Genomic DNA, 14,945 nt, shown 5'->3' with positions numbered 1-14,945 from the left:
AACCATCTAGTAAAACCATCTAGTAAAACCATCTAGTAAAACCATCTAGTAAAACTTGTTGGCCTGATGACATTTCTAAAATTTACTTTTACCGTAACGTACTATTGCACTTTTCAGTGTATGATGTGTTCTTGTTATTGGAAGAACCAATTATTGCCATCTTAAATAATTGGTGGGGTAGCGCTAGAATAATTAAACAACAGGCTAATTTAACATAACTAATTATCAACTATCATGATTCTAAATGGATTTGGTTTTTGAGTTTCAAGTTGTTGTAGTTTCGATATAGAGTTTTGAGAAAACACGTGGCCTTTTGGTAAAAGCATAATACCTTGTGCATTATGCATTGCTAAACCTAATTCCATACCAGGCTTAAGCTGATGAGCAGTTAAGATGCTCATGCTCCCCACTTTATCAGTTTCAACTTGATCAGTAGACAGTACATTTAGAAAAGATTCAACTACTTTGGGATGATAAAAACTACCTCCATACATCTTAATAATTTCTAGTGCGTTTTCTTTTCTTTCATTCATTGGCCTTTGGCTCTGATATAAGTGCTCAATATAATCTCTGGAGACAGCTAAAATCTGAGCACCTATCGGGATATCCTTACCTTTTATCCCTTTAGGAACGCCTTGACCATTATATTTCTCAAACTGGCTGTAAATTGCTTCAGCCACATCACTAAGATGCTGAGCAGGCATTAACATTAATTGTGCGGTCGCAGGGTGAGTTAAGAATACTTTTTTCTTTTCGCTATCAAGCTCGTGAAAAGGTTTTGAGTATAAACTTGGGTCCATTGCTAAAAGGCCCACTTGAGACAAGTAGCCAGACATTCTTACCATATCAGCAACTTCATTGCTGAGTGATAAACCTTTGGCTATTTGAAAACACAACTTAGCAATATTTTTTGCTTTGTCCGCATCGAGATATGGATTAGCATTTATAAAATTATAAAGTAACTCAACAGTACTTTTGTGTTCCTTCTTTTCATTCTCATTTGCGGCTTCAAGCTGCTTCAATACTTGGCGAATTTGAGAAGTTCTTTTTTCAACTAAACTTTCTAAACTTGTATTGAGCGTTTTTAACTCTTCGTTTTGTGCCTGAACCTGCTTTTGTAAAATGTCATTTTGCTTTTTTAATTTAGTCAGTTCAGCAGCTTTATTAATTTCTCGAACAAGCTGTTCATTATTCCAAGGTTTTTGCAAATACCCATGGATGCCACCACTATTAATTGCATTGATTGTATCTTGAATATCCGAATAGCCAGTCAAAAGAATTCTTCTTGCATCTGGTGAGATAGCTTTAGCATGAGTTAAAAACTCAGCGCCATCCATATTCGGCATACGCATATCAGAGATGATAACATCAAAATCAATCTCTCTAACTCTATCTAATGCTTCGTGACCCGATTGGAATAGCTCAGCTTTAATCCCGTTCTGCCTCAATAACCGACCCAATGAGTTCAAAACACTTTTCTCATCGTCAAGGCAAAGTACGACTATTGTTTCGTCATTCATATATGAAGAGATCTCCAACTCAAAAACACGATTTGTTATTAATTTTAAAATTAGACTAAACTTTAATAAGAAACAATAAAATAGGCACGGATTTGATGAAAATAAAACCGACAAATGTTTTGTTACTTGATGATGATAAGTTAATCCTAAGAGCTTTATCTAGAGCACTAAAAAAACAACTCGGTGCAGACAACGTTGTCGCGTTAAATGACCCTACATTATTAGAACAATACCTCGCGAACGCATCAGGCTCATTTGATTTGTTCATTACTGATTTTCAGATGCCGATTGTAAATGGAGAGCAGGCATTGAAGATTGTACAGCAAATGAGTCCACTCACAACGCGAGTCTTAATGTCTGGAGACATTGAAAGTTTGAGAAGTAGACCACAGAAAATCGCTGCAAACCTTATGATAGCTAAACCTTTTTCAGTTGATGATTTATGTATGCTAGACGATATTTATAATAGGTCACAATCAACAAACCTTTGTCAAGAGCAGCGTTTAAAACTGGGGTTTATGCCTTATGTTCCATTACCTGATATAAAATTAATAAACTATCAAAAAAACAAGAAAATAACTGAGCTGGATAATCAAACTCAACTAATAAAACACTTAGATAGTATCGTAAAACTAGAAATAAAAGATAAAACCCTAATACCTCAAATACAGCATGCAAGCTTTGAAATGGTACAGATTCTCAGCCAACTTGTAGAGCAACTTATTTATACCATATCGACTTGTACCTTAAATAAAACAGTCGAAAAATACTATTTGTTGGCTACTAAAGCTTTTGCCTTTGCAAAAAGAAATAATCTACAGATTAGTGATTGCGAAAGGCTTTTGCAATTTGTACTTAGCTTAACTTTTAATGAATTAATCCGTATATATCTCGATGAACTATACAGAAATCGATTTGATATTTCTTTATATGACCACTTTGGAGCAATATGGGGGATAGACACTCAAATTTTAGCAGAGAAGAAGATGTTTATATCTGATAATGCAGATAGTGAAGTAGGACTCATCTTCAGAGCCATAGTACTAAACTTAAACACTGAAAAAGAAGATTTAGTATCGGACATTATTAACGCAACAGAATCTACAATCGATAGTTTAAGAATATATTCACAGCAATCATCAGTTAACTCTTACATAGAAGAGGAATTCTTATGAAAGGTTTGATTTTCAGATGCTTAGAAGAGCTAGTCATCGAACAAAAAGGCATGGATTTATGGGAGCAGTTGCTTGAAAAGCATTGCCCTGAAGATCGTGTATATATAAGTGCAAGATCATACCCTGATGAAGAGCTTCTTGCTATTGCAACGAGTGTTTCTAGTGCATTAAATTTGAATATGGAACAAACGCTTAAAGCTTTTGGTACTTACTTATTTTCATTTTTAGCAAAAAAACATCCAGCAATTGTGAAGGAGTTCAAAAACTTCGACGAATTGATCATGTCAATTGATGACGTAATTCACAGTGAAGTACAAAAATTGTATGAAGAGCCAAACTTACCAACAATCAGTGCAAAAATACTGAGTAAAAACAAAATTGAAATGATATACAATTCACCTCGGCAGCTGTGTTTCTGTGCTGAAGGATTAATCTACGGTTGTGCAGAACATTTTAATGAATCTGTAGTAATAGAACATACAACCTGCACTCATCGGTCAGATCCCGTTTGTACCTTAATAATAACACATGGATAATTATGCAGAATTACTACAAGGCATACATGCGCGAGAAACAAGCTCGCGATGAACTAGAAGAGTTACTTGAAGAGAAAACAAGTAAATTGTATGCATTAAACGTAGAGCTTGAGAAGAAAATTGAGATCCTTCAAAAGCAACAAGTAGCCGTCGTTGAATCGGAAAAGATGGCAACGTTAGGAACACTGTCAGCCGGCGTAGCGCATGAAATCAATAACCCTTTAGCTTATTTGACATGTAACCTCGACACACTCTCTGAGTACACTAATGACATAGGTAAATATCTAGTTCTAAGCTCGAAACTTATAGATAATGATATAAATATTTCTGAATTTTCTGGCGAAATCACAAAGCTCCAAAACAGTATTTCAACTTCAGACCTGATCCAAGATGTCAACGACATTACTGATGACTGTAAGGAAGGGTGTGAACGGATCAGTAAAATTGTCGCTAACTTATTAGATTTTGCAAAACCTAAAATCGAGGCAATTGTTGAATTTGAAGCGTTAGAGGTAATTGAACAGACAACCCAATTACTCGAAAACAAACTGAAACAGCTAAGAGTTACTATTGATTGTAAGGCTGAATTAATAATTAAAGGTAACAAGTCAAACTTAATTCAGGCATTAGTGAACATATTGGTGAACGCGGCGCAATCCTGTAACTCAAAAAAAAGCACAGAGCCAACCTTTATTCCGAAACTAACTATTACGGCAAAACAAGAAGGTCAAACTGCGGTGTTCGAGGTTAAAGATAACGGCCAAGGTATAGATCCCAAAATAATAAGCCGGGTATTTGACCCGTTCTATTCTACAAAGCCGCTTGGTGAGGGCACCGGAATGGGTCTAGCGGTAGTCTACGGCATAATCTCCAACCATGGAGGAACAGTATCAATAGACAACAATCTTGACGCTGGTGCCACAGTTACTATAAAAATCCCCCTAGTAAATTAAACTAAACATCTGTCTTCAAAGTTATTTTTAATAAAGACATTAGACTTAAGTCTAATGTCTTCAATTTGTATGTAGAAAATAATTTGAATTTTTCACTGCGCCAAATCAATTTCGAAAAGATTTAATCACTAATTTATATAACTAATAGCTATATTATATAACCCACATAAGTTTACGTGGGCGTAAACTTTCGGATAACTTTTATTTATGCGAAAGTTTACATTTAGACCTAGTTCAGACACACGACTTCATTAAGCAACTGTTATATATGCAATAGTATTGAATTTTACCTAAAAAAGAGATGAATTGGATTCATACGTTACTTTTGTAACTAAAAATTAAATTTATTCATATCGAGTCTAAAAACACCATACATAAGTACTAAAACCGCACAACGAAAGGTCATTTTTTAACCATCACAACATTGACGTGTTTAATTTCTATGTTAGCTTTATTTAACAAATGTTAATCACAATTAATGTAAAGGTTGGTGATAAAATGAAAATGAGAAATCATATAATAAATGCGCTCAAGTTGAGCTCCATAGCAATTGCAATTAGCACAACGTATGCGCATGCTTATGACTGCACAGGTATTGCCGATTGGCAAAGTGGGTCTACTTACGTAGGTGGCAATCAAGTAGTTCAAAACAATATAGCGTACGAAGCAAAATGGTGGACTCGTTCAGAACCTGCACTTAATTCAGGACCAAGCCAAGAGTGGAAGAAACTAGGTGATTGTAGTGGTACAGGCGTTAATAACCCACCGGTTATCAGTCAATTAAAGCCACTTGAAGGTTCTGAATTTAGCCAAAATGACAGCGTTGCCATAAGTGTTAAGGCGGTTGACGTTGACGGAAGCGTCAACCGAGTGGAGTTTTATGTTGACAATAATTTAATTGCTACTGACAATACAGGCGCTGCAGATGTATTTGACGCCACTTGGACGGCGGGTCAACCAGGTCAATATCAAGTAAGCGCAAAAGCATTTGATGATAAAAACGAAGCCTCAAATATACTTTCTAATCTACTCATCGTTAAAACCTCTACGCCAGTAAATGAAGCACCAGTTGCGACACTAAATATCAAGTCAAAACCGGTTGAGTTAGTAGTTGGCAGCAGTGTTGTATTCTCACTTTCAGGGAGCGATACAGATGGTTCGTTAAGCAAACTCAGTTTCGCTGTCAATGGTACAGAAGTATTAAGCACGAATGGTACGGCGACTGAACACACTTGGGTCGCTGAAGCTGACGGAACATATAACTTCACGCTTACTGTGACAGACAATGAAAATGCGAGTACGAGTGTTAGCACACAACTTCAAGTAGGTGCGCAAAACCCTGGCGACAGAGATGCTTGTAAACCTGATGGGCTTTACCAAACGCCAGGTGTGAATACGCCTTACTGTACAATCTATGACGCTAACGGCAGGGAGCTTATGGGTGCTGACCACCCTCGTCGTGTTATTGGTTACTTTACTAGTTGGCGAAACGGCGCGAATGGTCAACCATCATATCTTGTAAATGACATTCCTTGGGACAAAATCACTCATATTAACTATGCATTTGCACACGTTGATGCAGCTAATAAAGTATCAATAGGTGACCCAAATGCAGTAGGTAACCCAGCGACTAATATGGAATGGCCTGGTGTTGCAGGTGCAGAACTTGACCCTACATTGCCGTACAAAGGACACTTTAACCTTCTTAATAAATATAAAAAACAATATCCAGATGTAAAAACTTTAATTAGTGTAGGTGGTTGGGCAGAAACAGGTGGTTTCTTTGGTCCTGATGGTTCTCGTGTAAACAGCGGTGGTTTTTACACAATGACTACCAATGCTGACGGCTCTGTAAACAATGCAGGCATTGAAACGTTTGTTGCGAGCTCTGTAGAGTTTATTCGTCAATATGGTTTTGATGGTGTGGATATTGATTATGAGTACCCTTCTTCAATGAAAGACTCAGGTCACCCTGATGATTTCCCCATATCAAATGCAAGACGCGCAGGTTTAAATGCTTCTTATCAGGTATTAATGAAGCGTTTACGTGAAGAGTTAGATAAAGCTGGGCAGCAGGATGGTGTTCACTACATGTTGACCATTGCTTCTCCTTCTTCTGGTTACCTATTACGTGGTATGGAAACATTCCAAGTAACAAAATATCTAGATTACGTAAACATCATGTCATATGACTTACATGGTGCATGGAACTCTCATGTTGGTCATAACGCGGCGCTTTACGATACCGGCTTGGATTCTGAGTTGATTGCCTGGAATGTTTATACAGAAGAAAACTTTGGCGGTATTGGCTACCTGAACACTGATTGGGCAGTTAAATATTTCCAAGGTGGATTATCTGCAGGACGTATCAATATCGGTATCCCATACTATACCCGTGGCTTTAAGGATGTTCAGGGAGGTACTAACGGTTTATGGGGTCAAGCAGCACTACCAAACCAAGCTAACTGTGCACCTGGTACGGGTGTTGGTGAAAAGAATAAATGTGGTAATGGCGCAATTGGTATAGACAATTTGTGGCACGACAAAAATGATGCTGGGCTTGAAATGCCTGCAGGGTCAAATCCACTTTGGCATGCTAAAAACTTACAAAATGGCGTGATCCCAAGCTATTTAGCAAATTACGGTTTAACACCTGATACTGACCCAGACGATCAGTTAACGGGCACATATGCGCGTCATTATGACAGCGTTGCCGTAGCACCATGGTTATGGAATCCTCAAAAGAAAGTATTCTTATCTATAGAAGATGAGCAATCAATGGGTACCAAAGTCGATTATGTAATCAACAAAGGCTTAGGCGGCATTATGTTCTGGGAACTCGCAGGTGATTTTGATTATGACCAAGCGAAAGGTGAGTACTTCATGGGTTCAAGTATGACAACACTTGCCTATAACAAGTTCAAACAATCAGGTGCTCAGTATGATATCCACCGCGGTGATGTTGCATTCCAAGTACCAACTGAGCAAGTCGATGTCACATTTGAAGCTAAAAACTTCCCTGTTGGTGATGATAACTACCCAATTGCACCAACTTTCACCTTTACGAACAATTCAAATATCGATTTAACAGGTGCGAAGATTTCATTCGATATACCGGTATCAACGTCACCGGTGTTTAAATCGAATTGGAATGCGCAAGAGAAACTAGTCATGGCAGTAGATGTAGACAACTCAAATGCTGCTGGTAATAACATTGGCGGTTTTGATGGTGACTTCCACAGATTTTCAATCACGCTAATTGATGATTGGGGTAACCAGCCAAAATCATTTGCTCCTGGTGAATCAGTGGGTGCACAAGTCATGTACTACATGCCTGTAACTGGCCCTGTGAACTTCACAGCAGAAAAAGACGGTAAACGTTACGCGTTCAAGTTTGAACAACCAACGCTACCAGCTGCAAAGCCTGGTGATGGTAATGGCGGCCCGATCACACATTGTGAAGGTACACCAATTGCTGAAATCCCAGTATATCCAACTTTCCCAAAAGGTACACATGCCGGTCAAGGTGACCTAATCATCGATGGGAAGGGCGTATACAAAGCTAAATGGTGGAGTAATAAGCAACCATCAACAAGTTCAGATTATCAAAAAGTCTGTTCACTTTAACTAAGTAGGGGGAGGGCTCCTCCCCCAAATAAAAACCTAAAACAAATTAAATTAGCATGTAGTCATCAAGGTGAGCGAAATGAACACTATAAAAAGAAAGACTTTAACATCAATTTCAGTTGTTTGTACGGCGTATTTAACTTTACACGCAATTAATGCTTCAGCACATGGTTTTATGGATTTCCCTAAAGCAAGACAATCAATATGTGAAGCACAAGGTGGCTACTGGTGGCCAGACGACGGTACAAACATACCAAATTTAGCATGTAGAGCGGCCTTTTTAGAGTCTGGATATGTTCAGTTTGTTCAAGAACATGAGTTTGCCGCACTTATAGCTGACTACAATAATCAAGCAGCAGTTGAAGCAGCCATACCCGATGGAACATTGTGTGCAGCTGGCTCAAATGAAAAAAGAGGAATGAACTTACCACATAAAGATTGGCAAACAACAGATGTGAAACCTAATGCCAATGGTGATCTGGCAATACGTTTTAGAGCAACAACGCCGCACAATCCAAGTTTTTGGAAATTTTACTTGTCAAAGCCTACGTTCAATACAAACACAGATATTCTAAATTGGGCTGATTTACAGTTAATTTCAGAGGTTGGCAACATCAACTTTGTGACAGACCCTGATGGTAAAAAATTCTATGAAATGACCATCAATATCCCTCAAGATAGAACTGGACGTGCAATACTATATACCAGATGGCAGCGAAATGACGTTGCAGGTGAGGGCTTTTATAATTGCTCGGATATAAATATTACATCAGACTCTCAACCAGTAAATTGGTATTCGGCAGGCTTTTTTGTCAAGCAAGGCCAGGATGCAAACGCAGGAGATACTGTTTGGGCACGTGTATTCAATGGCACCGGACAAGAACTCGTTAAGCAATCATTAAAAATCACAACTACAAACCTATCTAACTGGCAAGAAGAATTAGCTACAATTCTCAATACTAATTATGCAACTGATGTACAAGTCGGCGTAAAAGATGCCGCTGGCAATATTAGCTTCGATAAAAATAATCTCTTAACAAACGAAGTTTATGTTGCTGATGCAGCAAACACCTACAATCTAACGGTACAGGTTAAACAACCTAATACACCACCGACTGTACACAAACCTGACCCAATTATTATGAACGAGTTAACTGAAGTTCAGTTACATGTTCATGCATTTGATACCGATACCATGGATCTAACATATACATGGAATGTACCGAACGGTCTTACTTACACAGGTGCTGGAGCAACTATTAGTCTAGCCGCCGCTGACGTTACACAAGATACAAATTACACGGTTAGCGTAAATGTGTCAGACGGTGAGCTTTCGTCTTCCACGACAGCCGAAATTACCGTCAAAAATGTCGTAAGTACACTACAACCATGGAATAAATCAAAAACATATGTTGCTGGCGATAAAGTTAGCCATAAAGGCACAGATTACGAAGCAAAATGGTGGAATAGAGGCGAAGAGCCTGGCACAACACAAGTTTGGAAAAAGATTTAAACAGATGTAAAGGTCACTCCAAATTATTTGGGGTTTGGATATAACATGTAAAATAAGGTTGAGATAGTAATGAAGATTAATAATTTAACTGCAGCAATAGGATTGGCATTAATGTCTACTGGATTAATGGCCGCACCTTCAGCACCACAAATCAGTTGGGAACCACAAACGTACTCATTTGTAGACGTCAATTTAGAAGGTAATGGTTCTTACAAACAGATTGTTCAAGCTAAAGATGTCGTTACAGTAAACATTAAGTGGAACTCATGGAGTGGTACTGGTGCTGACAGTTATAAAGTTTATTTCGATAATCAAGTTGTAAACAAAGGGCTTTTAGAGCCAGGTACAAAAACTGGTGTAGTCACTTTCCCTTATACAAAATCTGGACGTCACACACTGTATCTAGAAATCTGTGATGCAACAGGGTGCGCTAAAAGTGCTGGTAAGCCAATTGTAATTGCAGATACAGATGGCGGTCACTTACAACCTCTTACAATGGATGTAGATCCAAATAATGCAAATAATGGCACTATCCCTGGTATGGTTACAGGTGCTTACTTTGTAGAGTGGGGCATTTATGGCCGTGACTTCGATGTATCTAACATTCCAGCACACAACCTTTCTCACCTACTTTACGGATTCATTCCAATCTGTGGTGCGAACGAATCTCTTAAAGAAATCGAGAATGGCAATAGCTGGCGCGCATTACAAAAAGCATGTGCTGATTCACAAGATTATGAAGTCGTAATTCACGATCCATGGGCAGCAGTTCAGAAAACATTACCTGGCACAGATAACAACGACCCAATTCGTGGTACATATGCGCAGTTAATGGCGCTTAAACAGCGTTACCCTGACCTGAAAATTTTACCTTCAGTAGGTGGATGGACTTTATCAGACCCATTCCATGGTTTCACAACAAAAGCTAACAGGGACACATTTGTTGCTTCAATGAAGCAATTCCTAAAAACTTGGAAATTCTATGACGGCGTTGACATCGATTGGGAATTCCCAGGTGGTGATGGTCCAAACCCAGGTCTAGGAGATCCGGTAAATGATGGCCCAGCATATATCGCATTAATGCAAGAACTTAGAGTTATGCTTGATGAATTGGAAGCTGAAACCGGCCGCAAATATGAGCTAACATCTGCGATTGGTTCAGGTTACGATAAAATCGAAGATGTAGACTACCAAGTTGCACAGCAGTACATGGACTATATATTTGCAATGACTTACGATTTCTACGGTGGTTGGAATAACGTAACTGGTCACCAAACAGGCATTTATTGTGGCTCACACTTAAGTCAAGGTGAGTGTGATGGGACAGGTCTAGATGATAACGGCGAGCCAAGAAAAGGGCCTGCTTATACACTTGATAACGCAGTAAAAGCACTTCTTGCACAAGGTGTAAACTCTAAAAAAATCGTAGTTGGTGCCGCAATGTACGGACGTGGCTGGGAAGGTGTATACGATTCGAATACAACTATTCCAGGTAATCCAATGACTGCGCCAGGTAACGGCAAATATAAAGGTTCTACCAGCGAAGGAGTCTGGGAAGACGGCATCATGGATTATAAAGGCATTGCTAGAAACCTAGTAGGGGGTGGTAATGGTCTAAATGGATTTACTGTTGGTTATGATGAGCAAGCAGAAGCGGCTTGGGTATGGAATAAATCAAGTGGTAAACTACTTACATACGATAGCCCTCGCTCAGTTCTTGCTAAAGGTCAGTACGTTAACTTGCATAATCTAGGTGGTTTATTCGCTTGGGAAGTAGACGCAGATAACGGTGATATCTTAAATGCAATGTATGATGGTTTAACCGGCGGCATGCCAGTAAACAGAGCACCAGTCGTAAACGTAGATGCTAATCTAACATTGAACTCTGGCCAATCTTCAAACTTGACTGTTAATGCAACAGACCCTGAAGGTGCTGCTTTAACATATGCTTGGTCAGCTCAAGGGCTTACGCTAACTTCAGCAAATACTGCTACAGTTGGAATTACAGCGCCATCAGTAACAACTGATACGACTTTCCAACTAACAATTGCAGTGACTGATGACCAAAATGCGACGACTGAAAAAACAGTCTCAGTTTTGGTCAAAGCCGAAGTGCCAGCGGGTGCTCCAGTTGTTCAGCCAATTAGCAATGTAACAGTACAAGAAGCACAATCTGTGACTGTTTCAGCTGTAGCAACGGATCCAAATAATGACCCACTAACGTACACTTGGAATGTACCTGCAGGCCTTACAGTCTCTGGTCAAGGTTCAACAGTATCTTTAACAGCAGGTGATGTTGCACAAGATACAACTGTGACAGTAACAGTTGATGTATCGGATGGTACTAACACAACTTCAGCATCTTTCGATGTCACTATTACAAATGTTGACACCGGTGCACCAGCTTGGGATGCAGGTACTGTCTATGTTGGCGGTGACAAAGTTACTCATAACGGTTCACTTTATGAAGCAAAATGGTGGACAAGAGGTGAAGAACCTGGTCGTGCCCAAGTGTGGAAGGCTCTTTAAGTAATTCACTTTTAATCATCGGGCTGATATTTGTAGACTAGTTATGAATTGACCAATGGATAGGCCAGCCCTTATAAAACAAAGGCATAAACTGCCTTTGTTTTTTTTTGTAAATAAATCATAATTAGAAGATAATTCAATTTAGAAATAGCATGTGAAATTACTTTTTTTTCTGCTCATCCTAGTATCCAATTTCGCCTACTCAGCCCCCAACTGTAAATCTGAAAAGAAAGTTGGCATTGGTGGAAGTTGGCCACCTTACATAACCTATAAAGATGATGTTCCAAATGGCGTCGACATCGAAATTACCAAACTTGTTTTTGAAAAAGCAAATCTGTGTATTCAGTTTTTAAGGCTACCTAGTTCAGCAAGAGGGTTAGTTGAACTTTATAAAGGTTTTATAGATGTTTTACCATCAGCTAGCTTTAACCGAGAAAGGGCAGAAAATGCACACTTTACTAAACCATACCGACGAGAACGCATGCGATTGTTTACAAGACTTGAGCTCCCCCCAGTAAAGAGCCTGACCGAATTATTTGCAGCAGAATATACGTTTGTGACCAACCCTGGCGCGTATTATGGTGAAGAGCTTAGACAGATTTTACAGATCCCCTGGTATCAGCAGCGTTTAGCTGAAGTAGCAAGCGCATCACGGCGTATGGAATTAGTAAACAAACGCAGAATTGACTTTTTGATCGAGGATGAATATAGCGGTTACTACTATATAAACCGTTTAGGTTATGATCAGTTAAGGTTACACTCATATGTGGTCAATGATAATGCAATTCATTTTATGCTCAGTCGTATTAATTTTACACAAGAAGAAATTGAGTCGATAAATAAAGCAATTGAGAGCTTGCAAACAGAAATTCAAAACATCTTGTTAGCGTCACAACCCGCGGCAATAAAATAGGAGACCACATTGAAACCTTTATTATTAGCAACACTATTACTCATATCACCTATTCTATTCGCAAAAGAAAAGCCCTACACCGTCGACAGCTATTTACCTCAGATAGATATAAATCAGTTTTATCAAGAAGAGCAGATAAAACCTAATAAAAGCGATTTTATAGTAAGGTCGTCATTGGCAATGTCAAATGAAGATGGGAGTAGAGCGGTTCTTATTAATATAGAGAATTTATCAAGCGGAAGAAGAATTTTAGAGCCTGAGCAATTAATCGTTTTATTTGCAAATGGTGATGTTCAAACATTGACTTCTTTACCGAGGAAAACAACTGTAGCAGGACAGTCTAAGGTAAATATAACAATTGAACTAGGGTATAATATGTACCCTGTCATTTCTGTACTAACATCAAATAATATCTAAAAATAAATATGAATCCATATATTGAAAAACTTTATAAGCTCTCTACCAAAAATGAAAGAATCATAATAGGCTTAATGAGTGGGACATCTCTAGATGGTTTGGATATCGCTGTCTGCAAAATATCTAACTTTGGCGCAGACACAAAGTGTGAAGTTACGCATTTCGCCACTATTTCATATAGTGATGAAATAAAAAATAAAATACGCCCGGTATTTTCAACTGAAACTGTTGAACTTAAATATCTTACCCTATTAAACCCATGGATAGGGACGTTACATGGCCATTTTATCAACCAGAAATTGACGGAGTGGGGCATAAAAAGTGAGGAAATAGACTTAATTGCTAGCCATGGACAAACAATCTATCATTGTCCAAATAGCTTTCATTCATTTTCTGATTTCGATAATGGAACATTGCAGATAGGTGATGCTGATCATATCGCAGCAGCAACAAACATAATCACTTTATCAGACTTTAGACAAAAACACATTGCCGCGGGCTTTGAAGGTGCACCACTTGCACAATATGGAGACTACAATCTCTTTGCAAACCATCAAAAAGATACATTGCTGCTAAACATTGGCGGCATTGCTAACTTCACGTTTATCGGTAAAGGCTATGGTGTAAATGATGTCATCTGCTCAGATATAGGGCCTGGCAACACCTTGATGGACCAATATGTACAAAAGCATTTCGATATAGATTTTGATAAAGATGGTGAAATCGCATCGAAAGGTGTCGTAAATAAAGACTTACTCGACTCGATGTTATCGTTAAGCTTTATCAAACAAGCCATGCCTAAAACAACCGGTCCTGAACTATTCAATCTTGAATTACTTGAAAAATTGCTGTCCCAGATAAATACCGACGTAGTGCCCCACGATATCATGGCAACCTTAAATGAATTTACAGCAAGTTGTATTGTTAAACATATACAACAATTAGATCTAACACACTCAGCGGATGTACTGGTGAGTGGTGGTGGTGCACACAACTTAGCTCTAGTTGCAAAACTTCAAGATAAATTAGGAAAGCAGTTTAGGGTAATAAAACTTGATGAGAACGGAGTCAATGCAGATTCTAAAGAAGCTGTACTATTTGCAATACTAGCTAATGAAACCGTTATGAACGCGAATGCTGGAAGCAAAAGCGGCAAGCAATTGACGATGGGTAAAATATCTCTACCGCTGTAAAGCTAACCCATCCATTAATTCATTTTTCCACGCAGTTAGTCTCATCGACAGAGTTTTAAAAAAGGGCTGCTCTTTTTTATAAGGGAGCTCTTCTGCATTGTGATTCTCAATTGCCCGAGCAAGTTCGACCTGTGCATCTACCACGTTTTTCACTCCCCCCGTTTCGCCAAGTAAGCTTAGTTGAGTCATATAGCTACCGGCATCTCCGCTACCGGTCAAAACAAGCTCTACAGAACCTTTTGCAATATCCAAATCATCTAGTAAAACGGTCCCACAAAAGTTGACATATCTTGCATCAACATGGGTTGCTGTAATGACTAACTTGTTTTCAGATACAGCATCAGATGGCAGCAAACAGTCTAATACAAGTTCTTCACCTTGCATTTCAAACTCGATCTCATCTAGTGCTGAAGCTTTCCCGATAGGGAAAAGTGGATCAGTGTGAGTGTACAATTCAAATTGGATGGTTCTAGTATTTCTCATCAGATACAACAGGAAAATAATTAACAGCTAAAGTATGAATGTTTTGTATTGCATTAATATGAACAAAACCTCGGCAACCATCATAG

General features: G+C 38.7%; 11 protein-coding genes. 9 read left to right on the top strand and 2 right to left on the bottom strand.

Translation table 11 applies throughout. The features are described 5' to 3' along the window. Positions 1-218: 218 nt before the first annotated feature. The gene (locus L1077_RS25515) at positions 219-1,520 is read right to left on the bottom strand and encodes an HD domain-containing phosphohydrolase (protein WP_237139594.1); all 1,302 of its coding nucleotides are present in this window, start codon (positions 1,518-1,520) and stop codon (positions 219-221) included. 95 nt (positions 1,521-1,615) lie between these two features. On the opposite strand from L1077_RS25515, the gene L1077_RS25510 reads away from it, so the two are divergent. The 9 genes from L1077_RS25510 to L1077_RS25470 all read left to right on the top strand — a co-directional run bounded on the left by L1077_RS25510 (position 1,616) and on the right by L1077_RS25470 (position 14,376). Continuing rightward, positions 1,616-2,695: a response regulator gene (locus L1077_RS25510; RefSeq protein ID WP_237139593.1), complete on the top strand. Its 1,080-nt coding sequence runs from the start codon at positions 1,616-1,618 to the stop codon at positions 2,693-2,695. Further along, on the top strand, positions 2,692-3,231 hold the full coding sequence (locus L1077_RS25505; RefSeq protein ID WP_237139592.1) for a heme NO-binding domain-containing protein: 540 nt from the start codon (positions 2,692-2,694) through the stop codon (positions 3,229-3,231). Before L1077_RS25510 ends, L1077_RS25505 begins: the two co-directional genes overlap by 4 nt. A 2-nt stretch (positions 3,232-3,233) precedes the next feature. Next, complete coding sequence (locus tag L1077_RS25500) at positions 3,234-4,184, top strand: sensor histidine kinase (RefSeq protein WP_237139591.1); 951 nt, start codon at positions 3,234-3,236, stop codon at positions 4,182-4,184. Positions 4,185-4,688: 504 nt separating this feature from the next. Beyond that, positions 4,689-7,811 carry a glycosyl hydrolase family 18 protein gene (locus L1077_RS25495; protein ID WP_440589569.1) on the top strand — a complete coding sequence of 1,041 codons (3,123 nt, stop codon included), beginning with the start codon at positions 4,689-4,691 and terminating at the stop codon, positions 7,809-7,811. A gap of 79 nt (positions 7,812-7,890) precedes the next feature. Next, on the top strand, positions 7,891-9,324 hold the full coding sequence (locus L1077_RS25490; RefSeq protein ID WP_237139589.1) for a lytic polysaccharide monooxygenase: 1,434 nt from the start codon (positions 7,891-7,893) through the stop codon (positions 9,322-9,324). Between the two features lie 69 nt (positions 9,325-9,393). Further along, positions 9,394-11,853 carry a glycosyl hydrolase family 18 protein gene (locus L1077_RS25485; protein WP_063362883.1) on the top strand — a complete coding sequence of 820 codons (2,460 nt, stop codon included), beginning with the start codon at positions 9,394-9,396 and terminating at the stop codon, positions 11,851-11,853. A 154-nt stretch (positions 11,854-12,007) separates the two neighbouring features. Further along, positions 12,008-12,766, top strand: coding sequence for a substrate-binding periplasmic protein (locus L1077_RS25480; protein WP_063362884.1), 759 nt, complete (start codon positions 12,008-12,010; stop codon positions 12,764-12,766). A 9-nt stretch (positions 12,767-12,775) separates the two neighbouring features. Continuing rightward, on the top strand, positions 12,776-13,183 hold the full coding sequence (locus L1077_RS25475; protein ID WP_063362885.1) for a hypothetical protein: 408 nt from the start codon (positions 12,776-12,778) through the stop codon (positions 13,181-13,183). Between the two features lie 8 nt (positions 13,184-13,191). Next, positions 13,192-14,376: an anhydro-N-acetylmuramic acid kinase gene (locus tag L1077_RS25470; RefSeq protein WP_440589568.1), complete on the top strand. Its 1,185-nt coding sequence runs from the start codon at positions 13,192-13,194 to the stop codon at positions 14,374-14,376. On the opposite strand, the gene L1077_RS25465 is transcribed toward L1077_RS25470, so the two are convergent. Next, complete coding sequence (locus L1077_RS25465; RefSeq protein WP_237139587.1) at positions 14,365-14,859, bottom strand: hypothetical protein; 495 nt, start codon at positions 14,857-14,859, stop codon at positions 14,365-14,367. The genes L1077_RS25470 and L1077_RS25465 overlap by 12 nt on opposite strands. Between the last annotated feature and the right edge of the window lie 86 nt (positions 14,860-14,945).

Source organism: Pseudoalteromonas luteoviolacea (assembly GCF_021654285.1).
In the GTDB taxonomy this organism is placed as follows: Bacteria; Pseudomonadota; Gammaproteobacteria; order Enterobacterales; family Alteromonadaceae; genus Pseudoalteromonas; species Pseudoalteromonas luteoviolacea_J.
The sequence above is the reverse complement of the archived record's forward strand: the minus strand, read 5'-3'. Positions and strand labels throughout refer to the sequence as shown.